This window comes from Afipia sp. GAS231 (assembly GCF_900103365.1).
Classification (GTDB): Bacteria; Pseudomonadota; Alphaproteobacteria; order Rhizobiales; family Xanthobacteraceae; genus Bradyrhizobium.
On sequence record NZ_LT629703.1, the window covers coordinates 6,623,512 to 6,644,910 of the forward strand.

19 protein-coding genes are annotated in these 21,399 nt (G+C 62.9%); 7 read left to right on the top strand and 12 right to left on the bottom strand.

Annotated features, from left to right (window positions below):
• Positions 1-311: 311 nt before the first annotated feature.
• Together rocD and BLS26_RS31045 are read left to right on the top strand one after the other, a co-directional pair.
• Positions 312-1,547 (top strand): ornithine--oxo-acid transaminase, encoded by a 1,236-nt coding sequence (rocD, locus tag BLS26_RS31040; protein ID WP_172804734.1) that lies wholly within the window; start codon positions 312-314, stop codon positions 1,545-1,547.
• A 91-nt stretch (positions 1,548-1,638) separates the two neighbouring features.
• Positions 1,639-1,932, top strand: coding sequence for a GYD domain-containing protein (locus tag BLS26_RS31045; RefSeq protein ID WP_092516285.1), 294 nt, complete (start codon positions 1,639-1,641; stop codon positions 1,930-1,932).
• A gap of 81 nt (positions 1,933-2,013) precedes the next feature.
• Here BLS26_RS31045 and BLS26_RS31050 read toward each other — a convergent pair whose 3' ends face one another.
• From BLS26_RS31050 to BLS26_RS31065, 4 genes are all read right to left on the bottom strand, one after another.
• Positions 2,014-2,739 carry a YbhB/YbcL family Raf kinase inhibitor-like protein gene (locus BLS26_RS31050; protein ID WP_157676634.1) on the bottom strand — a complete coding sequence of 242 codons (726 nt, stop codon included), beginning with the start codon at positions 2,737-2,739 and terminating at the stop codon, positions 2,014-2,016.
• 63 nt (positions 2,740-2,802) lie between these two features.
• Positions 2,803-3,399 (bottom strand): YbhB/YbcL family Raf kinase inhibitor-like protein, encoded by a 597-nt coding sequence (locus BLS26_RS31055; protein WP_157676635.1) that lies wholly within the window; start codon positions 3,397-3,399, stop codon positions 2,803-2,805.
• Positions 3,400-3,447: 48 nt separating this feature from the next.
• Complete coding sequence (locus tag BLS26_RS31060) at positions 3,448-4,611, bottom strand: ABC transporter substrate-binding protein (RefSeq protein WP_092518823.1); 1,164 nt, start codon at positions 4,609-4,611, stop codon at positions 3,448-3,450.
• 98 nt (positions 4,612-4,709) lie between these two features.
• Positions 4,710-5,849, bottom strand: a complete 1,140-nt coding sequence (locus BLS26_RS31065) for an acyl-CoA dehydrogenase family protein (protein WP_092516288.1) — start codon at positions 5,847-5,849, stop codon at positions 4,710-4,712.
• 170 nt (positions 5,850-6,019) lie between these two features.
• Here BLS26_RS31065 and BLS26_RS31070 point away from each other — a divergent pair, with 170 nt between their 5' ends.
• The 4 genes from BLS26_RS31070 to BLS26_RS31085 all read left to right on the top strand — a co-directional run bounded on the left by BLS26_RS31070 (position 6,020) and on the right by BLS26_RS31085 (position 12,193).
• Positions 6,020-6,775: a FadR/GntR family transcriptional regulator gene (locus BLS26_RS31070; protein ID WP_172804735.1), complete on the top strand. Its 756-nt coding sequence runs from the start codon at positions 6,020-6,022 to the stop codon at positions 6,773-6,775.
• 84 nt (positions 6,776-6,859) lie between these two features.
• Complete coding sequence (locus tag BLS26_RS31075) at positions 6,860-7,663, top strand: enoyl-CoA hydratase/isomerase family protein (RefSeq protein WP_244541742.1); 804 nt, start codon at positions 6,860-6,862, stop codon at positions 7,661-7,663.
• Positions 7,664-7,752: 89 nt separating this feature from the next.
• Positions 7,753-9,987, top strand: coding sequence for an acyl-CoA dehydrogenase (locus BLS26_RS31080; protein WP_092516291.1), 2,235 nt, complete (start codon positions 7,753-7,755; stop codon positions 9,985-9,987).
• 64 nt (positions 9,988-10,051) lie between these two features.
• A complete protein-coding gene (locus BLS26_RS31085) occupies positions 10,052-12,193 on the top strand; it encodes an acetate--CoA ligase family protein (protein WP_092516292.1) in 2,142 nt (713 codons plus the stop codon).
• Positions 12,194-12,464: 271 nt separating this feature from the next.
• On the opposite strand, the gene BLS26_RS31090 is transcribed toward BLS26_RS31085, so the two are convergent.
• The 8 genes from BLS26_RS31090 to BLS26_RS31125 all read right to left on the bottom strand — a co-directional run bounded on the left by BLS26_RS31090 (position 12,465) and on the right by BLS26_RS31125 (position 19,879).
• Positions 12,465-12,779 (bottom strand): 2Fe-2S iron-sulfur cluster binding domain-containing protein, encoded by a 315-nt coding sequence (locus BLS26_RS31090; RefSeq protein ID WP_092516293.1) that lies wholly within the window; start codon positions 12,777-12,779, stop codon positions 12,465-12,467.
• Complete coding sequence (locus BLS26_RS31095) at positions 12,769-14,088, bottom strand: Rieske 2Fe-2S domain-containing protein (protein ID WP_092516294.1); 1,320 nt, start codon at positions 14,086-14,088, stop codon at positions 12,769-12,771. Before BLS26_RS31095 ends, BLS26_RS31090 begins: the two co-directional genes overlap by 11 nt.
• A 33-nt stretch (positions 14,089-14,121) precedes the next feature.
• Positions 14,122-14,463, bottom strand: a complete 342-nt coding sequence (locus BLS26_RS31100; RefSeq protein WP_197681289.1) for a hypothetical protein — start codon at positions 14,461-14,463, stop codon at positions 14,122-14,124.
• A gap of 265 nt (positions 14,464-14,728) precedes the next feature.
• Positions 14,729-15,229: a MarR family winged helix-turn-helix transcriptional regulator gene (locus BLS26_RS31105; RefSeq protein WP_092516295.1), complete on the bottom strand. Its 501-nt coding sequence runs from the start codon at positions 15,227-15,229 to the stop codon at positions 14,729-14,731.
• Positions 15,230-15,271: 42 nt separating this feature from the next.
• A complete protein-coding gene (locus BLS26_RS31110; protein ID WP_244541743.1) occupies positions 15,272-16,102 on the bottom strand; it encodes a FadR/GntR family transcriptional regulator in 831 nt (276 codons plus the stop codon).
• A gap of 165 nt (positions 16,103-16,267) precedes the next feature.
• Positions 16,268-16,972 carry a nitroreductase gene (locus BLS26_RS31115; RefSeq protein ID WP_092516296.1) on the bottom strand — a complete coding sequence of 235 codons (705 nt, stop codon included), beginning with the start codon at positions 16,970-16,972 and terminating at the stop codon, positions 16,268-16,270.
• Positions 16,969-18,165 (bottom strand): CaiB/BaiF CoA-transferase family protein, encoded by a 1,197-nt coding sequence (locus tag BLS26_RS31120; RefSeq protein WP_092516297.1) that lies wholly within the window; start codon positions 18,163-18,165, stop codon positions 16,969-16,971. Before BLS26_RS31120 ends, BLS26_RS31115 begins: the two co-directional genes overlap by 4 nt.
• Positions 18,166-18,199: 34 nt before the next feature.
• Positions 18,200-19,879 (bottom strand): GMC family oxidoreductase, encoded by a 1,680-nt coding sequence (locus BLS26_RS31125; RefSeq protein ID WP_197681290.1) that lies wholly within the window; start codon positions 19,877-19,879, stop codon positions 18,200-18,202.
• Positions 19,880-20,096: 217 nt separating this feature from the next.
• Here BLS26_RS31125 and BLS26_RS31130 point away from each other — a divergent pair, with 217 nt between their 5' ends.
• Positions 20,097-21,341: an anaerobic sulfatase maturase gene (locus tag BLS26_RS31130; RefSeq protein WP_092516298.1), complete on the top strand. Its 1,245-nt coding sequence runs from the start codon at positions 20,097-20,099 to the stop codon at positions 21,339-21,341.
• Positions 21,342-21,399 lie beyond the last annotated feature (58 nt).

Below are 21,399 nucleotides of genomic sequence, written 5' to 3' on the forward strand. Positions count from 1 at the left end.
TGCGTGGTTAGAAACCCAGCATAAACCTTCCATCCTCCGGGTGCAATTTATCATCGGTGACGAGCTCGATCGTGAGACAGCGCGGGATGCGCTCGCTGTCGACGCTGCCGGGCGCGTGCGCTGCAGACCGCCGCATCGGGTCGGCAGCCTTCCGAGCGCGCTTCGGATTCCGGGAACTTATGATTCTCGTGTGGTTTTGCGATCCTGCCTCGTTTTTTGTGCCGGTCGTCCTACATGTCAGGGAACGGCAGCGACATGAGCATTTGGGGGCGCCCTGACAGGGAGGAGGCGCCATGGGTGGTGATCGCGCGATGAAGGCCGGCCTTGAAGCTCGCTTCGGGGCTGGAAACTATGCGCCGTTACCGGTCACCCTCGTCCGCGGGGAAGGGGTTTACGTCTGGGACGAGAGCGGCCGTCGTTACATCGATATGATGGGAGCCTATTCCGCGGTCAGTTTCGGCCATTGTCATCCGCGTCTCGTCAAGGCGCTGACCGAGCAGGCCCAGCGCCTCGACACGATTTCGCGGGCCTATTTCAGCGACCGGCTGGGACCTTTCCTGGCCCGGGCCTGCGCCCTTACCGGCATGGATGCGGCCTTGCCGATGAATAGCGGCGCGGAGGCCGTGGAGACTGCGCTCAAGGCGGCACGTAAATGGGCCTACAAGGTCAAGGGCGTGCCAACCGATCGGGCGCAAATCATCGCCGCGGAAGGCAACTTCCACGGCCGTACCATCTCGATCGTCGGTTTTTCTTCCGTCGCCCAATACCGCGATGGTTTCGGGCCATTTCCGGCGGGCTTCCGGCTCGTGCCGTTTGGCGACGCGGCCGCGCTGGCCGGCGCGATAACAGCCGAAACCGCCGCGTTCCTGATCGAGCCCATTCAGGGCGAGGGCGGCATCAACGTGCCGCCTCCGGGTTATCTGTCCGAAGTCGCGCGCATCTGTCGGGCCAACAATGTGCTGCTGCTATGCGACGAGGTACAGAGCGGTCTCGGACGCACCGGCCGGTTGCTGGCATGTCAGCACGACGGCGTGCAACCGGACGGATTGATGCTCGGCAAGGCGCTTGGTGGCGGGCTGCTGCCGGTGTCGTTGTTTCTGGCCCGCCGGGACGTCATGGATGTCTTTACGCCAGGCGATCACGGCAGCACGTTCGGAGGCAATCCGATCGCTGCGGCCGTCGGGTTGGCCGCGCTCGACACGTTGATCGACGAGCGGTTGGTCGAACATGCCGCGACCGTCGGCGCGCATCTGCTGCGCAGACTCGCCTCGATCGACAATCCCGTCATTCGCGAGGTGCGCGGGCGGGGCCTGTTTGCCGGCGTCGAACTGCACCGGGACATGGCGGATGCCGGCGCGTTGGTCAGGCGCCTGATTCGAGCCGGCGTGCTGACCAAGGACACTCATCGCAACACCATACGCTTTGCGCCGCCGCTGATCATCAGCGAGTCGCAAATCGACTGGGCCGTGGACAGGTTTGCTGAAGTACTGGAGGAGGTCGCTTCATCGCCTGTTGAGGCGCATCAGGAACAAGGAGCTCACAGCTAGAGAGCCTGGCCCGGAAGCGGAAAACACGGCGGCGGCGGAACGAGCTTGCGCCACGCAGATGCCATTGCCTCGTACCAGAAGGAGAACGGCCATGACCACATACGTCATGCTTGCAAACTGGACCGACCAGGGAGCGCTGAAAGTGAAGGACTCGCCACGTCGCCTGGACGCGGCGAAGAGAGCTCTCAAAGACATGAGCGGCGAGTTCAAACATTTTTTCCTCACCATGGGCGACTATGACGTCGTCGCGATCTACGAGGCTCCTGACGACGCTGTAGCGGCGCGTTTCAGCCTGCAGGTTGGTATGCTCGGAAACGTCCGAACGCACACCCTGAAAGCGTTCCCGGAAGCAGCCTATCGGGAAATCATCAACTCGCTGGGCTAGTCGGCCAGCGCTGGACGCGGCCTTCTAAACACGCATTGGTGCTAGCGGCGCGGAGGTCCTCACGAGGGAGTTCGTTTGGACTCATTTCGAATCGGCGCAGCATTTGACGACGAGCACGCCTCGTTGACCGGTCTGGTGGCCTTTGATCGCGGCCTTGAGCTGGTCGAGGGTTACGTCGCGCGGCACGTCGAGCATCCTGTCCAGGGTGTAGAGTTCGAAGAGATAATGATGCGCCTGGATACGCGCGCCGGGCAGGGGCCCGATATAGCCATTGGTCAGGAAGCTGAGCTGGAACGCGCCGGCCGGCAACATCGCCGTGCGGCCTCTGGTGGTATTCTCCGCCAGAAGGCGGGTGCTGGGCGGCAGGTTGATGACCGCCCAGAGCAAACCATCCTGCGGATTGCCGCCGGAACTGGTTTCCATGTCGATCATGATCAGGGTGACGGAAACCGTGCCGGCGGGCGGCGCGGTCCAGGCCAGCGGCGGGGAGATGGCATCGAAGGTTTCCATCTTTGCGGCATTGGACGCGTACTTCAGCGGCAGCCAACCGTAATCCGGGAAGGCCGACGATATGATCGTCGGCTGTCGCGGATATCCGGGGCCTCCGGCAACGTCCGGCGCCGGACCGCCTCCACTGACCGGCTCGGCGACAGAACTCGGATTTGGGATGATGATCTTCGGGCCGGTCTGCGGCGCGCTTCCAACGTCCTGAGCTACGGCGACGCCGAGACTGCTAAAGCTGAGACTGCCAAAGCTGACACTGCCAAGTGAAATCGCAGCTATCGCAAGCCGTCGCATCATGCTCATCGTCGTTTGTCTCCGATCGTCATACCGTAACGCGGCGTGGTATCCACCCCGCGGGCGCATTCGCTACTTCGACCCGTCGCAACACGGGGTGATCATGACGGCCTTGTTGCCGGTGAGATGCCCCTCCATCGCGGTCAGGATGTCCTCGCGGCTCGCGTCTTCGGGAACATTCAATTTCCTGTCCAGGGGATAAAGCTTCCAATAATACGTCCAGCGCCCCTCCGGGTTCTGCCTCGCCGCAGGTCCGATCCAGCCGTTGCTCCGGAAGCTGCGGTGAAAGGCGCCCGCCGGCAGCTTTGAGGATTGGTTGCCGTTCGGGATTGCCTCCGGCAGCGACCGGACATCACCGGGAATATTGACGACAGACCACATCAGCGTGTCGATATGATCGTACATCATCAACACAAAGGCGTTGGTCCCCGGCGGAACGTTGCTCCACTCGACAGGCGGATTGACCGCACCGTTGTTCATTCCCGGCGACACGACGATGCTGGGCCGCGTCCCGGTTTGCGTATACTTCAGCGGCAGCGGCTCCATATCCTTGAACGCCGGCGAGGACAGGGTCATTTGCGGTGTTGCCGTGCTGTCCGCGGCCATCGCGCCGCCGCAGGCGCCGAAACCGATCGTCAGCACCAGGGATCGCAGCAGACCGGCTTTCATTTGCGTGTTTCCTCGAGCATGCCGCATGTCCGCTCCCCGCATCAGATCCTAGTCAGCCGACATCGGGTCGCCGGACAACGTCCAGCTCGTTCCGTCGAAAACCGCGATCCGGAGGGTCTTGAACGGCGCGTAGTCGTCCGGCTTCGTGCTTATCGAGATGCCAGGCAGCATCAACGGCAGTCGCTCGCCGTGGAATGACGTGGCCTGGCGCACGAGATTCTCCCGCGTCAACTGGTCTCCGCATTTCCTCAAGACAAGCGCAACCGCATTTACGTTTACGTAAGCCACCAGCACGGAGTAGTCGTCCGGATTGGCCGATGCCGCATATTTCTTCAGAAACGCCTTGTACGCGGTCATTTCCTGGTCGTCGGCCCACGCCGGGTCGCCAGGCTGCTTGAGAAATTGCGTCGTGACCACCCCTTTCGAAGCTTCGAGGCCGGCCGGCTTGAGTACGGTTTCGACCGACGCCGTCGAACCGCCGATGACATGGAGCGGATGCCAGTCGAGTTCGTGGACCTTGCGGATCGACTGTGCCGTTGCCTTCGCTGAAGACTGCTCGATCATGGTGTCGACGCCGGCGGCCTTCAGCTGAACGATCTGCGAGTCGATGGTCGGGTCGGCGAGTTCATACGATGCTTCGGCGACGATGAGCGACGCCTTCGCGCCAAGGCCGGCGCGCAACCCCTTGAGATAATCCCTTCCGAAGTCGTCGTTCTGATACAACACCCCAATCTTCGCGTCGGGCTTGGTTTTCAGGATGTACTTGGCGATCACTCGCCCTTCCGTCTCGAAATCAGGATAGAGCGGAACGGTCCACGGAAAAGTCTTCGGGTCGTTGAAGCGTCGCCCTCCCGCCGTGATGAACAGCTGCGGCACCTGTTTCGAGTTCAAATACTTCTGGATGGCGACGTTTGGCACCGTTCCGATGGTGCCGACCTCGGCGAGTACGCCGATATCCTCAACCAGCCTGCGCGATTGCTCGACGGCCTTTGGGGCGCTGTAGGCGTTGTCCAGTTGCGTGAAGTTTATCTTGCGCCCGTTCAGTCCTCCCTGCTCATTCAGCATCTCGAAATAGCCGACGACGGCCCGTCCGGCACCGGCGCCAAAAGCCGAGGCCGGGCCGCTCAGCGGCGTCGATTGACCGAGCTTGATCTCGGTATCGCTGGCGCCGGGGCTGTAGGTCGGTTGCGCGTGAGCGGAGGGCGCGGCCATGAGCCAGGACACGGCCAATGCGCCCCAGACGCGATTGATAGCAGGGCTCAACAATGTTTCCTCCCGATCGTTTTTGACTTGTTATTCTGGAATCTCGGTTATTTCAGCAGCTCGCGGGCGATGACCACCCGCTGGATCTGGTTGGTGCCTTCGAAGATCTGCGTCAGCTTGGCGTCGCGCATCATGCGCTCGACCGGGTAGTCCATCGTGTAGCCGTAGCCGCCGAAGATCTGGACGGCGTCGGTCGTGACCTTCATCGCCATGTCGCTGGCGAAACATTTGGCCATGCTGGCGAGGACGTTCAGGCGCTTCCAGTCGCTTTCGTCGCCGGCGCGCGCGCATTCGTAGACCAGGGCGCGCGCCGCCTCGATCTGGATTGCCATGTCCGCCAGCATGAACTGCACGCCCTGGAATTCCGAGATGGCTTTTTTGAACTGCCGGCGCTCCTTCGCGTAGGCGATCGAGACGTCGAGCGCGCCCTGCGCCAGTCCGACGGACTGGGCGCCGATCGTGGGGCGGTTGAGATCGAGCGCGCGCATCGACGCCCGGAACCCCTTGCCCTCTTCGCCGACGAGATTTTCGGCAGGCACCCGGACATTGTCGAAGAAGATCGGCGTGTTCGGCGCGCCACGAAAGCCCATCTTCCGCTCGTGACGTCCGAACGTGATGCCCGGCATCGACTTCGGCTCGACGATGAAAGCGCTGATGCCGTCCGCACCCGGTCCGTCTCCGGTCCGCGCCATCACGACGATGTAGTCGGCCGCCACGCCGTAGCTGCACCATTGTTTCCGGCCGTTGAGGACATAGCACTCGCCGTCCTTTTTTGCGCGGGTGGTGATCGCCGTGACGTCGGAGCCCGCCTGCGGTTCGGAAATCGCGATCGCCGTCACCACGCCGCCCTTGGCGATAATGGGCAGGAATTTCTTGCGCTGCTCCTCGGAGCCGAAGTGAAGCAGCGGCATGATGAACATCGAGTTGAGGCCGGCGATCGACGAGCAGGCCGGCGAGACTCTGGCGATTTCCTCACGCGCGATGCACACCATCGTCAGGTTGCCGTTCGGACCGCCATATTGTTCGGGCACCCAGAGCTGCATCAGCCCCATTTCGCCGAACAGCTTGACGATATCGAGGGGAAACCGGTCGGTCTCGTCGATTTCGGCGGCGATCGGCGCCACGTGCTTGGCCACCATCTTTCTGATGGTGTCGCGGAACGCCAGGTGTTCTTCGGTGAAGTTCATGGGGTATGGCCTGAAAAAGAGCTTCCATTCAATGGTAGAACCATTTAATAATCACGCCAATGACGAACAAGTCAAGTGCTCATAGGTCCCCGGACCCCAGGCGGCGCGATCGGGCGCCCGCTCAGCAGGCGGCTGCTGTCCGGGCCCCGCTGAAATTTCAGCCGGTCCACGTGCGGCGCACATTTGAAGAAATCTGCGAGCGCATACGCGAACAGCTCGCGCTCGGCGTGCTCAAGCCGGGAGACAAGCTGCCTCGCGAGCGCGATCTTGCCGAGCAACTCGGCGTCAGCCGCCACGTCTTGAGGGAGGCGCTGCGCAGTCTCGAAATGGCGGGACTTCTGCGCCTGCAGAAAGGTGTCAAGGGAGGCGCGTTTATCCGGGAGGGCGACGTGGGCCGCATGAACGACGTCGTGCGCGACATGTTGAGTCTTGGGGCAATCTCGGTGCGCGAGCTCTCCGAGGGTCGAATTCACATCCTCGATCTCGTCGTCCGCCTGGCTTGCGCGTGTGCGCAGCAAGCCGACTTCCAGGCACTGGAAGCCAATATCGAGCGCTCGGACCTCGCCACGCGCGAGGGCCGGCTGCTCGACCGGGTCGAATGCTCGCGCGCGTTCTACAAGCTGTTGGCGGCGGCAACCGGGAACAAGGTCATGGCCATGATCATGGAGTCGGTCACCGAAATTCATATGCGCTTCGTCTACGCCAAGGTGGCATCAAGCGGCGTCTCGATGCCGCGGCTGGTGGAAAAGCGTCGGCAGTTTCTCGCGGCATTGCGTCTGCGAGACGTCGCTGCGGCCACCGGCCTGATGCGGGTTCATCTGGAATCCGTTCAACGGATGCTCGAATCGGATCCAGGCGCGATGTCGCTTCAGGTGGCTCTGGCGGACATGCAGCCGCGTGCGCACCGTCGAATAGGGCAAGACTAGCTTACGAACAGGACTAGCTTACGAACAGGACTAACTTACGAAATCGGGATGAGCAGCAAGCTCTGACTTACAATGGAGGAAAACGTGTCGAGATATGCAAACTACGAGTGCCTGAAGATCGAGGTCGCGGAGAAGGTGGCGACCGTCACCCTCAATCGCCCGCAGTCGCGCAACGCCATCAATCAGCAACTGATCCGGGAATTGCGGACGATCTGGGACGACCTCGCCGACGATCACGCGGTCAATGTCGTCGTGCTGACGGGATCCGGCGACTTTTTCAGTGTCGGGGGTGATGTGAAGGCGATGTCGGAGCGGCCGGGTGGCGATGTGCTCGAAGAGGGTGAGGTCCACGACCCGATGATCAGCCGGCGCGGCGTCACCCGCCAGCTCGAACTCGACAAGCCGATCATTGCCGCCATCAACGGCGACGCCATCGGCCTTGCGGCGACCCATGCGCTGCTTTGCGACATCACGATCATGGCCGAGGATGCGCGGATTGGCGACACCCATGTCTCACGCGTCGGCCTGGTCGCCGGCGATGGCGGTACCGTGATCTGGCCGCTGCTGATCGGCATCAACAAGGCCAAGGAATTCCTGATGCGGGGTACGCTCTTGAAGGGCAAGGAGGCCGAACGGATCGGGCTCGTCAATCACGTCGTGCCCCGCGCGGAGGTCATGGCGAAGGCTCGCGAAATCGCCATCGAACTCGCCAACGGTCCGACCTGGGCCATTCGCTGGACGAAATTGTCGATCAACCAGATCGTCAAGGAGCGGGTCAATCTGATGCTCGAAGCGTCGATGGCGCTGGAGCAGGTGACGTTCGCCACCGCCGATCACAAGGAGGCGACCACCTCGTTCAAGGAAAAGCGCAAGCCGAAATTCGGTTAGGCAAAGTACGTCCGCGGCGCGATTGCACCGATGGTTTCTCGGGGCGTCGCGGCCGTGCCCGCGGGAACAGGATATCGAAGGCGTTGGGTATGGATTCGATCGAGCTGCCAAATGAAGAAATCAGGCAGATGCTGCGGGATTCCCTGCGCGGGTTTCTCGGCGAGCAATGGCGCGCGGACGGCAAGCAGGCGACACCCGATCAAGTTTCGGCGATCTGGACCGGGCTCGTCGGGCAGGGTGTGGCCGCCCTCGGCTGCGACTTCACCGAGGGGGGGCTTCGCGAAATTTTGGTGGTGATGGCCGAACTCGGCCGCGCCGCGTGTCCGGCGCCGATGTGGTCGGCCGCTCTGGCAAATCTGGTGCTGTCGGGGCTCCAGGCCGATGCCGCAGTTGATCTGCTTGGGAAGTTGCATGCCGGCGACGCGCGCGTCGCGTTTTCCTTTGGTGGGCTCGATCCCGACCGCAACGCGGGCGCGGTTCGGCTCGATAACGGACGCGCGAGCGGACTCCTTCGCTTCATCGAGGTCGCGGACAGCTGCACGCACCTTCTCGTGGCCGTCGATAAATCGACGCTCGCAGTGGTCGAACTGGGCGGGCCCGGTGTCACTATCGAGGCTATCAGGGCATTGGGCGCCTGGGGTTTCCATGAGGTTCGTTTGAATTCGGCGCCGGCGTCCCTCGTTGCGCCGGCGCATTCGGTGCCGGACGGCCTTTTGATCGAGGCAAAGCTTGCGTTGATGGCGCGGGCATATGGCGCGGCGCGGCGTGCCTTCGAACTCTCGGTCGACTATGCCAAGGAGCGCAAGCAGTTCGGGCAGGCGATCGGCAAGTTCCAGGCGATCCAGCACAAGCTCGCCGATGGCCTGACCGCGCTTGAAGGCGTGCGGCTGACGCTTGATCATGCGGCGCATCTGCACGACCGCAATGACAGCAACTGGCACTATTTTGCCAATTCGGCCATTGCCTTCGCCGGCGACGCGCTGCGGCGGGTCTCGCTTGAAATCCAGCACACCTTCGGCGCGATCGGATATGCGGAGGAGCACGAGGCGCCGCGGCACTTCAAGCGCGTGCATCTCGATACCATCGCGCTCGGCGGCGCGCCGCACGCGCGGCGGCGGATCGCCTCGTTTCTGCTCGATGATGGCGGCTCCGGACTGCCGCAATATGATCTCGGCTGCGCCGGCAATGACCTGCGCGAGCAGGCGCGGGCGTGGCTGGAGAAAAACTGGTCGGGCGAACGCAAGGCAGGCTTCGACGCGAAGCCGTTCTCGAAGCGCGAGTTCGATGCCGAATTTGCGCGCGATATCGGCAAGACCGGCTGGATCGGATTGGGGTGGGCAAAGGAATTCGGTGGCCAGGCGCGCTCCCCGCTCGAGCAAATCGCCTTCATGGAAACCATGGAGCGCGGCGAGGCGCCGCGGATCGGCGCGGCGATCCAGGCCAACGCGCTGATGATATCAGGCACGCCGGAACAGCGGCGACAATACCTGCCCGAAATCCTTCGCGGCGAAGCCATGCACGGCATGGGTTACAGCGAGCCGGAGGCCGGGTCCGATCTCGCGGCGCTGCGGACCAGCGCGGTGCGCCAGGGTGACGTGTGGATCATCAACGGACAGAAGATCTGGACCACGACCTGGTGGGGAAAATACATGTTCCTCGCGGCCCGGACCGACCCGGTCGCAAAGCCGCCGCATGCCGGAATCAGCATGTTTATCGTCCCGATGGATTCGCCGGGCATCACGATCCGGCCGGCGGTCACCATGTACGACGGGTCCTTTGCCAACATCTTCTATGACGACGTGCGCATTCCGCTGCAGAACATGGTCGGCGAACTCAATGGCGGATGGAAGGTGCTGACCGGCGCGCTCGCCTTCGAGCGCGGCCTGGTCGGCGGCGGTATCGTTCTCAAGGTCGCGCACGCCTTTGAACAATTGCGCCGGCACGTCATCGCGAAGGAAGGCGATGGACCGTCGCTTTCTGATGACCCGATCGTCCGGGATCGAATGGCTGTGCTCGCGTCCGAAATCGAGGTCGGCCGTCAGTTGATGATGCACTGCGCGGAACTTGCGGCCGATGGGATCACGCCGCCGGAATACGGCGCGATGAGCAAGGTGTTTTCCGGCGAGCTGATGGAACGCTTCGGCGAGGCCGCCCTCGACATTCTCGGCATGCGCGCCGCGATTTCCGAGCAGATGCCTGATGCCCTCGACAATGGCCGGTTCGAGCAGAACCTGCGCCATTCCCTGATGTGGGTCATCAGCATCGGAACCAATGAAATTCAGCGCAATCTGATCGCGCAGCGGGGGCTTGGGTTGCCGAGATGACACCGACACCAAAGCGCGAGGCGGACGGCGTGTTCGGAAGGCCTCAACAAAGAAGGACCAGCGTATGACTCCTGCCACCACGCGGGCGGTATATCACCACGACGATCTCCACCGCTTGATCAATCCAAAAATTGTCGCGGTCGTCGGAGCTTCGGAGACATCAGGGTCGTTTGGCGAACGCACGCTGTCCAACATGGCCGATTTTTCCGGCAAGGTGTACGCCATCAACCCGAAGTATCAGAGCCTGCTCGGCCGCCCCTGCGTGCCCTCGCTGTCGGCGCTTCCGGAGCGGCCGGACTGCGTCGTGCTGTGTGTCGCACGGCCGATGGTCGAAGAGATGATCGGGCAAGCCGCTGCCGTCTCAGCCGGCGGCGTGGTCGTCTATGCCTCGGGTTTTGCCGAGACGGCAAAGCCGGACCGGATCGATGCGCAACAACGCCTGGTGCAGCTGGCGGAGCGGACCGGCGTGCGTGTCGTCGGGCCGAATTGCGTTGGGCTGGCCAATACGCGTTCGGGCGCCGGGCTGAATTTCATGCCCGGCTACGCCGCCATGGGACATCGGCGCGGGCCGATCGGGATCGTCTCGCAAAGCGGCGCGCTCGGTTATACGGTTTTGCAGGGTATGCAGCGCGGAGTCGGATTCTCGCACTACCTCGCCGCCGGAAATTCCTGCGACGTCGACGTGTGCGATTTCATTTCCTATCTTGCCGAAGACGACGACACGCGATCGATCATTTGCCTGCTCGAAGGCGTCAAGGACGGCAGCCGCTTTCTCAGCGCAGCGCGCAAGGCGCGCGCCGCCGGAAAGGCGCTGATCGTCTACAAGACCGGCAACAGCGAAACCTCCAGCAAGGCGGCGATGTCGCATACCGGCACCATGGTCGGCTCGGTGGTCGCCTATCAAACCGCGATTGAAGAAGCGGGCGCGATCGCGGTTGATAGTCTGGAGGCGGTGCTGGAGACCGCAGCCTTCATGGCGAAATCGAGAGCTCCGTCGGGAGGGGCGGGTGTTGGCATTCTCTCGACGTCCGGTGGAGCGGCCGTGATCTGCGCCGACAAGGCGGAAGTCTGGGGCGTCGCGTTGCCCGCACTGGAGGCGAAAACAGACAGCGCCCTGCGCGAGGTTGTCCCGGATTTCGGTTCGGTCGGCAATCCGTCGGACCTCACCGCCGAAGTGCTGAAAACGTCGGAGAAATTCGGATTTTGCCTCGACGCATTTCTCAATGATTCCGGCTTCAGCGCGCTGGTGCTGCCGATGATCTTTGCGCACGCCTCGTCGAGTGGCGCCCGCGCGCCGACTATCGTCGAGGCTGCGGCCCGCTCCGACCGCCCGCTCGCGGTGGTCTGGATGAACGAATGGTACCAGGGGCCGGGCAGCGAACTTCTCGACGCCGATCCGAGGGTCTGCGTGTTCCGTTCGGCCGATCGATGCTTTGCCGCCTTGCGCGCATGGTTCGACTGGCACAAGTGGAGTGAGGCCGCCGGCGCGTCCCGACGCTCCGATCCGTCGGCCGGGCAGGCTGCCCGGAAGATCATCGCCGGAAAGTCCGCCGGCACGGCCTTGTCGGAGACCGATTCGAAGCAGGTTCTTGCCTGCTATGGGATCGCGACGCCAAAGGGAATGTTGGTGCACGACCCGGAAGGCGCTGCGCTTGCGGTGAGCCAGATCGCGGGACCGACGGCGATCAAGATCGTTTCGCCCGACATCCTTCACAAGACCGAAGCCGGCGGCGTCAAACTTGATGTGTCGACACCGGAGCAGGCACGCACGGCTGCGGCGCAGATACTGGAGTCCTGCCTGCGCTATGCCCCGCAGGCGCGGATCGACGGCATCAGCGTGCAGCAGATGGTGCCTCCGGGCGTCGAAATCGTACTCGGCGTCAAGAATGATCGTCAGTTCGGTCCGCTGGTCGCGGCGGGGCTGGGCGGGATTCTGGTCGAATTGATTGCTGATACGGCGGTGCGGCTCGCGCCAATCGGCGAACCGACCGCGCGAGCGATGCTGGCGTCGCTGAAGGGTTATCCGCTGCTGAAGGGGTTTCGCGGCAAGCCGGGCGTGGACATTGACCGGCTGGTCGACACCATCTGTCGGCTGTCGGAACTTGCGCACGACCTGCAGGATGTCATCGACCAGATCGACGTCAATCCGGTTATTGCCTCAACAACCGGCGTTGTCGCCGCGGATGCATTGATCGTGTGCCGGTGAGGACGGGTCGCGCACGGCCGCCAGACGAGAGCGTAATGAGATTAGATCGAGCTGTATCCACGATGGAGCTGCGCCCCCTCTCCCGCTGGCGGGGGAGGGTTGGGGAGGGGGTGCCTCCGCGAGTCGGATTGCCCGAGAGGAGCGAGCTCTCAACCCGCCGCGCTCTTCGAGCGCAGCGACCTAAGAGCGAGCTTCGCTCGTCTCGACCCCGCAAGCGGGAGAGGTGCACTGACTTCGCGGCGAGACCGATCCAATCGACTGGCAACGCGCTCTAGAGATCGAGCACCAGAACCGGTGTCCTCGATCTCGAGCAGCAGATCATCATCACCTTGTTGTCGCTCCTTTCCTCGTCGCGGAGGAAGCTGTCGCGATGGTCCGGCGTGCCTTCGATCACCCGCGTCTCGCAGGTTCCGCAATGCCCTGCCATGCAGGAATAGACGACGTCGACGCCTTCCTCGATCAGGGTTTCCAGGATCGTTTCGCCCTTGGGAATAGTAACCGTGCGACCGCTGCGGTTAAGGCGAACCTCGAACGCGTCGTCCATTGCAGGCGCCTCCTTCACCGCGGATTCGAGGTCAGAGTGCATATTCGAATCCCGCGCCGAGCTTGGCTGCCATGTGAGGCCGGCCGTAATCGACCCACGACGTGCTCTCCGGCAGCGTCAGCGAGACCGCGCGGACCATGAAGATGTCGGGGTCGGTGACCCCAACAGGCTTGATGCTGCGGTCGCGATAGGCGCTGACGGCCTCCAGCAGCAGCCGCCGTGTCATGGCGATACCGGCGTCGCTGGAGCCGAGATTTTCCTTGGTGCGATCGAAGATCGGCTGGATTCCGCTCTGGCACGCGCCGTCTTGCACCCACAGGCCAGGCAATCCCGAGAACCAGGTGCTGACCTGGCTTTCATGGTCGAATTCGAATGCCGTCTCCCGCGTGAAGCGGGTCCAGTAGTCGCAGAACGGAACGGTGGCCGGGCGTTTCACATAGGCGTGCCGGCTCGGGTGGCCGGTTTCGCGGCCGTGATGGCCTTCCTCGAACAATTCCTTGGTCCGCTCGGGCAATGGTTCGGATGGATGATAGGAGAAGAAAATGCAAAGCGTATGGTTATCGTCGATCGGCACCCAGGCATGGCCGCTGAGATCGGGAAATTTCGATTGCGGCGGCACCAATGAATAGAACGGCATCACGAACTGGTTGACGCGCCAATAGAGCTTCTGGTCGCCGAGCTGTCGCTTCGCCGCGATGCTCATGCCAAAGTCCTGGCGCACGCATTCGAACACCGGCCGCAGGTCGCGTTTGGCGAGCCAGTCGTTGACCTGGCCCTTGGAATCGATCCGGCTGTGGAGAATTGGCGCATGGGCGGAGTCGATTTCGCCCTCCAGCGCCTGCAGCCAGTTGCATTCCTGCACGCGGATCGAAATGTGCACGTTCGCTTCCGGGACCATGTTCCACTCGACATTCGGCAGAGGCGGCAGCTCGGCCGTTTCCGGCCCCATATAGGTCCAGACGATGCCGTTACGTTCCTGGCAGGGATAGGCCGTGATCTTGACCTTGTCCTTGAGCCGGCTCCGCGTTGGCTCGGCCGGGGTATCCACGACGGAGCCGGTCACGTCGTATTTCCAGCCATGATAGACGCAGCGCAGGCCGCAATCCTCGTTGCGGCTGAACATCATCGGCGCACCGCGGTGCGCGCAGGCGTTGGCGATCAGGCCGACACGTCCCTCGGTATCGCGGAACGCCACGAGATCTTCGCCCAGCAGCATCACGCGTTTCGGCTGTCCGTCCGGCGTCAGATCCTTCGCGAACATGAACGGAATCCAGTACAGCCGGAAAAGCGATCCCATCGGCGTTCCGGCGCCGACGCGAACCAATGTCTCATTGTCCTGGTGTGAAAGCATGTTTGTTTCCTCGGGCTTTGATCAGCGCAGTATTTAGAAATTCGTTTCCTGTTCGGGCACGGTCGTCGCGTCGCAGCGATCGATCAACGCGATCAGATCAGGTGAAACACCGACCTGTCTGGCGACCCATGCGGGATCGCAATCACGCAGCGGCGGGCGCGGGACGGGTGGGGCGCAGCCGTCACCAACCATGCGCACGATCATCTCGACCCGCCGCCGCTCGAGCTGACAAAGCGCGTCTTCAACGACGGTCGATTCCGCCGTGCATTCCGGCAGCTCCGGATAGGCGACGCGCCGGACCCAACTGCCGTCGGCGAGTTCGGTCGTGGCCGCTTCCAGGCGATAGGGCACGCAGAGATAGTCGATCAGGCGCAAATCTCCCTCCCGTCGAGTTGTTACGTATACGTAACATCTAGGGCCCGATCCGGCAATGCCGATTTGGTTGCAAGGCGGGCATGGCTGGTAGTGAATGAGGGAGGGGGTGGGATGAGACCCGGTTGGGCCGTGACGGCGGACCGTTTTCCCCCGGACGCAAATGGCACACGTGTAGCGAGCCGTGGCCCCATTTCTACTTTGCATGGGGTTGTTTTCGCGATTTTGTCTCTGGGCGGGGGCGCTACGCCCGAGACCGTTGGTGCGGCTATGGCTTGGCGGGAGGTTCCGCCACCAGCTTCATGCACCGCATGAAGAAGGCCCGGTCCTCTGAAGGCAGCGGCGCCAGCAGCTCCTCCTGCAATTGGGCGGCACCGGAAACCAGCCGCAGCAGCGCCTGCTCGCCTGGCTTGGCCAGCGTCACCGTCGCAGACCGACGGTCGGCGTCGTTGCTTTCCTTCCTGATCAGGCCCCGGTCCGCCATGCGCTTGATCATCTCGCCGAGCGTGCTGCGATCGACACGGATGTGCGTTGCGAGCTCCGTCAGCGTCAGGGTGCCGCGTTGATGCAGCGTCAGCATGGCGCCGAATTGGCGCGGGGTGATCTCTTCTTGCCCGGTCAGTTGTTCGTAAAGGGCGGCGGCGCGCGTTTCGAGCAGGCGGTTAAGGAATCCCAGCCCGTGGTCGAGTTTTAGGCTGCGCGCGATTTCCGGCGCGGGCTTGCCTTTGTCGACTGCAAGGGGCTTTGGTGGTTTGGATCGAGGGGCCATCGAAAAGGCAGCGGTGATTGAGCGCAGGGTTGACCGGAGGCTCTAACGTCGACCGGCAATAATTTCGTTCGACTTCGATCGCTCGCCAAGCAGCGCAAGATAGTTGCGGTTAACGCGCTTCAGGTGCTGTTCCATCTCCTTGACGGCGGCGTCGGCGTCTCGCGCCTCGAAATACTGCATGAAGCGTTTGCGCGAGGGAAGCACATAGTCGGCGATCTGCTGTGAGCCGATCGTATGGAGGAATTGCCGCATCACGCCGATCAAGGCCTCCATGACGACGATCAGGATCGGGTTGCGGGTCGATCTTGCCAGGATCAGGTGAAATTCGAGATGGGCGTTGGCGCGCGCAAAGAAGTCGTTCCTCTTTGTTGCCTCCGCCGCGAGTTCGAGGTTTTCGCGGAGTTTCTTGATATCGGCGGCGGTATGCACCTCGCACGCTGCGCGGATGATGGCGGATTCAACCGAAATCCGGGCTTGCGTGATCTGCTCGGTGGTCACGGCGCCGAGCGAGAACATGTCCTTGATGCTGGTAATAACCGTATCGCCGTTGGTGTCGTTGATGAACGCGCCGCCCGCAGCGCCCTTGCGCAGGGTTATCAGGCCCGCGATCTCGAGCGATCGCAGCGCCTCCCGGAGCGTATTTCGGGACACCCCGAACTGGACGGCGAGCTCACGCTCCGCCGGCAGGCGATCGCCCGGCCGCAGCCGACCTTGCGACAGCTCCTCCCGAATCTGGCGGGCGATGTCCTCGAACGCGCGCGCGACCTGCACCCGGCGAAAGGCGGTTTCCGAATCCGGCTTGCGCGACGCCGGCTTCCGCGTAGCCTCAGCCGGCTCGGTCCTGCTCGCCTTCTTTGTCGCTGTCCGGATCACCTTAAGCCCTATGTTGCCCGATCGCAGCCTCGGCGCCGGGCCGTCTCACAGATACCTGACTCGGTTTGGCGCGCAAAGGTCCTTCCATTGAGGGCTCACCTGATTTACCGAGGCCATGGCCTTGCCCGTCCTCCGGAAACGCGCCGGCTGCATGCCGGCGTCGCCTCAGCGATCTACCCAGCTCACCACCTGCGCGATGTCGGCGCGCGAGGTCTGGAACCCGTTGGCGGGATGGTCGGGATCTTCGTAGCCGAACGAGATTCCGCAAACGATGCGCCGGTCCTCGCCGAGTTCGAGATGCTCGCGCCAGAAGTCCGGATACGCCGCCAGGGCAGCCTGCGCAATCGAGGCTATTCCGACCGAGTGTGCAGCAAGCGCGAAGTTCGCAACGTAGGCGCCGCAATCGATCGCGCCGTAGGTGCCGAGCTTTCGATCCGTACTGACAATGGCGACATGGGGCGCGCCGAAAAACCGGAAATTTTCGAGCCGCTGCAGCTCACCTGCCCGTCGATCTCCCGCGGCAACGCCGACGGATTGATATAATTGCAGCCCGCATTCGCGACGCCGTTCCCTGTACACGCCGTGGTATTCCGAAGGCCAGGGGAAGTCGGGTTGGGTGCGGTTGACCTGCACATATTGCAACAGCGCTTCGCGCAGCCGCTGCGTTGCCTCTGCGCTCGCAATCGCGATCTGCCAGGGTTGGGAGTTGCACCAGGACGCGGTGCGTTGCGCGATCCCGAGGATCGTCTCGATGGTCACGCGGGAAACGCCATAGGGCAAAAAACCCCGGCAGCTGTAGCGTTCCTGCAGCAGATCGGCGAGAACTTCCGAGTATTTCGGATTGTAGTTGCTGTTCAACTGCGCCCTCATGGCTTCGCCGCTCCGAACGCACCGGCGGCTCGCGCGCGCGCTTGTTCGGCGGGTGCCATTCCCAGGATTTTGTCCAGGATGCCTTGGGTATGCTCGCCGACCGCGGGAACGCGTTCGCCCAATTCGGATCGCGTCCCTGACATCCGCCAGGGCGGGTTGATGCCGGTAAACTGACCGGCGCCATCGGAGACCTGCTGAAACAGCCCGCGCTTGATCAGATGGGGATCGGCCAACGTGTCGCCCGGATCGGCATAGGCAGAGCAGGGAACGCCGGCGTGGTCGAGCGCTTGCACGCATTCGGCCACCGAGCGTTCGCGGGTCCAGTCTTCGACGACGTCCATCATCGCCAGCCAATTCCTGCTGCGCGACGGAAGGGTGGCGAACCGTTCGTCATTGCGAAGCGCAGCCAGCCCTGTTGCCTCGCACAGCGCGCTGAAATTGCGCTCGGTGATCGGCGTGATCAGGAGGTCGCCATCCCTTGCCTTGACCGGGGCGTATACCGGACGCGGGGTGGCGACAGGGAACTGAGCTTCCTGCAGCTCGTAGACCAGAAGATTCGACATGCAATCCATCAACGCGACGTCGATGTATTGGCCGACGCCGGTCCGGCCGCGCTGGACCAGCGCGGTCTGGATCGCGGAAAAGCCGAAGATGGCGCCCAGCACGTCGGCAACGAACACGGCGCCGGGGGCCGGGCGATCACGGTCGCCGGCATAGTGCATCAGCGTGCGGTCAAATCCGCTGGCGGCGTGCACCATCATCGCGTAGGCCGGGCGCGCGGCTGCTGGTCCTGTCTGGCCATAGCCGGAGATCGAGCAATAGACCAGCCGTGGATTGATCTGCCGCAGCGTCTTTTCGCCAAGTCCCAACCGCTCCATCACGCCGGGCCGGAAGTTCTCCACGACCACGTCGGCTTTGGCGACCAGGCCGTGAACGATGGCGATCGCCTCGGAAGTCTTCAGGTCCAGCGTGATGCTGCGTTTGCCGGCGTTGAGCTGTCCGAAATAGGCGCTGTGGCCGCCGCGCAACGGCGCGCGCAGGCGCATGTCATCGCCTTCTGGAGGCTCGATCTTGATGACCTCGGCTCCAACGTCCGCAAGCATCCGGGCGCAGTAGGGACCGGCGAGCATGATCGAGAAGTCGAGAACGCGGATTCCCTCGAGGGCAGCGCTGACATTACTGGAGGCGGTCATTGAACACACTTTCTATTTTTGGGAAGCATCCGGCCTAGGCGTAGGCGCCACCGTCCACGCTGCGCAGTTTCGGATTGGAATTTGCGGTGTCCGATCGGCTGTCCTGCATGACGAACTCGGCGGCGCGCTCGCCGATCATCATGGCCGGCGCGCTGGTATTGCCGCCGGTGATATTGGGCATGATCGAGGCATCGGCGACCCGCAGGCCCGTAATGCCGTGGACGCGCAAGCGGGAATCGACGACCGCCATCGGGTCACGTTGCGGTCCCATCTTGCAGGTGCCTACAGGGTGATAGGTCGTGGCGACGTTGGCGCGAATAAAAGCCTCCAGCTCGGCATCGCTCTTCACCGCAGGACCCGGACTGAGTTCGGCTCCCGCGTAGCGCGCCAGCGCCGGCTTCGAGATGATATGCCGCGCTTGCTTCAACCCGGAGATCAGGGCCTCGACGTCGGCGCGATCCTCAAGGAAGTGCGGATACATCACCGGCCGCGCCGCCGGATCGGCGGAAGCAAGCTCGAGCCGGCCGCGCGTAGCCGGCCGGAGCACTGCAACGTGCAACACGAAGCCGTGCCGCCGCGGCAGGGTCCGCGGATTGTCCTTCAGTCCGACCATGAACGTCATTTGCAGATCGGGCCGGGCGAGGCCGGCCCGGCTATGCAAAAAGCCGCCTGCTTCCGCAGCGTTGGAGGCGAGCATGCCGCTGCGCGCGAAGAGATAGCGCAGCGGAGCAAGCGCGGCGCGCGGTGCCGTCCGCCAGGAGAGCGCGTATGATTCCGCGCCGGGATTGCTCATGGCCACCGAGACCGTCGGATGGTCCTGGAGATTGGCGCCAACGCCGGGCAGATCCTGCACGACGGCAATGCCTTGACGGCGCAGCATATCGGCCGGCCCGATACCGGACAGCATCAGCAGCTGCGGCGAGTTGACGGTACCGGCCGCGAGGATGATCTCCGTCGATGCCGTGAGTACCTGCTTTTCGCCTTCGCGCCGGATGGTGATGCCTGTGGCCCGGGATCCCTGCAGGTTGATGCGTTCGACCAGCGTATCGGCAAAGACACGCAGGTTGTTTCGGCCAAGTGCGGGATGTAGAAACGCCCGCGAACTGCTCAGCCTGACGCCACCGCGCTGGTTGAGGTCAAAAATTCCAAAGCCGTCCTGTTGTGCGCCGTTGAAATCGTCGTTGCGCTGATGGCCGGCCTCGACGGCGGCCTCAATAAGGGCATGCGCGAGCGGGTTGTTTTCACGGGGCTTCTGTACGTCGAGCTCGCCGCCGGCACCGTGGAAGTTCGAAGCTTCGCCGACGTAATTCTCGTGCTGCTTGTAGTGGGCGAGGACACTCTGATAATCCCAATCCTCGTTTCCGAGCGCGCTCCATTCGTCATAGTCCGCCGCGTGGCCGCGCATGTAGACCGTGCCGTTGACGGAGGTGCAGCCTCCGAACAGCTTGCCGCGCGGGCAGGGGATCTGGCGCCCGTTGACCTCCGGGCCGCCGCTATAGACGTGCTGCCAGTTGTAACGGGCGTGCGGCAGCAGGAAAACGTTGCCGATCGGCAGCGTGGTTTTCACGTTGATCGGGAAATGCTGGTCGGAAGGGCCGGCCTCGATCAGTGCCACGCGTACGGCCGGATCGTTCGAAAGACGGTTTGCCAGCAGACAGCCGGCAGCGCCGGCCCCGATCACGATGAAATCAAAGTCCTTCCTCTCGGCAATCACGGCATCTGCTCCCTGGTCATTTCGCTTTCGCTCCGCAGAAGCTCCCGCCGGGACCGGACGCGGCAGGCCCCGGCGCAAGCTGTGGACGTGTCTATATCAATGGTAGTACCATTGCAATTCCGCAGTGTCCATCATATGATCCCGCCCTGCCGCGACTTCGCGGGCGCGCCAAGCGCCGGCGTTGGCTGCGCCGTGCGCGGCTGCCGTGGAGGACAGGATGCAACAACCGATGGCGTTTCATCTGCTGGCCAAGCCGACCGGCGCCGGCTGCAATCTCGACTGCAAATACTGCTTCTTCCTGAGCAAGGACCGGCTCTACGGAGGAGGCGCCTTGCGGATGGCCGACGACGTGCTCGAGGCCTACATACGGCAACTGCTTGCGGCACAACCGAACTCGGAGGTGAATGTCGCATGGCAGGGCGGCGAGCCTACCTTGATGGGGCTGGCGTTCTACAAACGCGCCATTGATCTGGTGGCGAAGTACAAGAGGGCGGGTCAGAAGATCACGCACACGATCCAGACCAACGGGGTTCTTCTCAACGACGAATGGGCGCGCTTCTTCAAGGCGCATGGTTTCCTGGTCGGCCTGAGCATCGACGGTCCGAAGGACATGCACGACGCCTACCGCGTCGCGAAGGGTGGACGCGGCACGTTCGATCAGGTGATGCGCGCGTGGGAATGTCTCGTAAGGAACGAGGTCGACGTCAATATTCTCTGCACCGTCCACGCGGCGAACGAAAATCACGCTCTGGAAGTTTACCGGTTCTTCCGCGACCAATTGCAGGCAAGATATCTGCAGTTCATTCCGATCGTCGAGCGGGCGTCGGAAGAAACCATCGATCAGGCCAATCTGGGATGGAGCGAGCGGCCAGGGGGCGAACGGCCGCTATACATTCAGCAGGGCCAGCTCGTAACCGAACGTTCCGTACGGCCGGATCAATACGGCCGCTTTCTGATCGAGATCTTTGACGAGTGGATCAAGCGTGATGTCGGGCAGATCTTTGTACAATCATTCGATGCCGCGCTTGCCAACTGGATCGGACATCCCAGCGCCTGCATTTTTTCCCCGACGTGCGGCAATGCGCTGGCGATCGAACACAATGGCGATCTTTACGCCTGCGACCACTATGTGGAGCCGGACTACCTGCTCGGCAATATCGGTGAAACGCCGCTGGCGGAGCTGGTAGCTTCTCCGAGACAACGCAAGTTCGGCCGCGACAAGTTCGATACGCTGCCGAAATATTGCCGGGACTGCGAGGTGCTGTTCGCCTGTTATGGCGAGTGCCCACGCAACCGCTTCACCGAAACGCCGGACGGCGAAGCTGGCCTGAACTATCTGTGCGCCGGGTACAGGATGTTCTTCAACCACATCGACAGGCCCATGCGCGGCATGGCGGATCTGCTCAAGCGCGGCCGGTACGCAGATGAGATCATGACGTCCGAAGCCGGCGCGCCGGCTTGATGCACTGGCGGCCGTTGTTGGCGGTCAATCGTTGCTATCAATTCGTGAAACAGGGAGG

Coding starts and splice junctions, on each gene's coding strand:
- BLS26_RS31060 (WP_092518823.1), bottom strand. CDS start 4,611: ATGGCCGCGCCCTCCGCTCACGCGCAACCGACCTACAGCCCCGGCGCC.
- BLS26_RS31115 (WP_092516296.1), bottom strand. CDS start 16,972: ATGAGGGCGCAGTTGAACAGCAACTACAATCCGAAATACTCGGAAGTT.
- BLS26_RS31085 (WP_092516292.1), top strand. CDS start 10,052: ATGACTCCTGCCACCACGCGGGCGGTATATCACCACGACGATCTCCAC.
- BLS26_RS31080 (WP_092516291.1), top strand. CDS start 7,753: ATGGATTCGATCGAGCTGCCAAATGAAGAAATCAGGCAGATGCTGCGG.
- BLS26_RS31105 (WP_092516295.1), bottom strand. CDS start 15,229: ATGGCCCCTCGATCCAAACCACCAAAGCCCCTTGCAGTCGACAAAGGC.
- BLS26_RS31090 (WP_092516293.1), bottom strand. CDS start 12,779: ATGCACTCTGACCTCGAATCCGCGGTGAAGGAGGCGCCTGCAATGGAC.
- BLS26_RS31055 (WP_157676635.1), bottom strand. CDS start 3,399: ATGAAAGCCGGTCTGCTGCGATCCCTGGTGCTGACGATCGGTTTCGGC.
- BLS26_RS31130 (WP_092516298.1), top strand. CDS start 20,097: ATGCAACAACCGATGGCGTTTCATCTGCTGGCCAAGCCGACCGGCGCC.
- BLS26_RS31045 (WP_092516285.1), top strand. CDS start 1,639: ATGACCACATACGTCATGCTTGCAAACTGGACCGACCAGGGAGCGCTG.
- BLS26_RS31120 (WP_092516297.1), bottom strand. CDS start 18,165: ATGACCGCCTCCAGTAATGTCAGCGCTGCCCTCGAGGGAATCCGCGTT.
- BLS26_RS31065 (WP_092516288.1), bottom strand. CDS start 5,849: ATGAACTTCACCGAAGAACACCTGGCGTTCCGCGACACCATCAGAAAG.
- BLS26_RS31050 (WP_157676634.1), bottom strand. CDS start 2,739: ATGAGCATGATGCGACGGCTTGCGATAGCTGCGATTTCACTTGGCAGT.
- BLS26_RS31095 (WP_092516294.1), bottom strand. CDS start 14,088: ATGCTTTCACACCAGGACAATGAGACATTGGTTCGCGTCGGCGCCGGA.
- rocD (WP_172804734.1), top strand. CDS start 312: ATGAAGGCCGGCCTTGAAGCTCGCTTCGGGGCTGGAAACTATGCGCCG.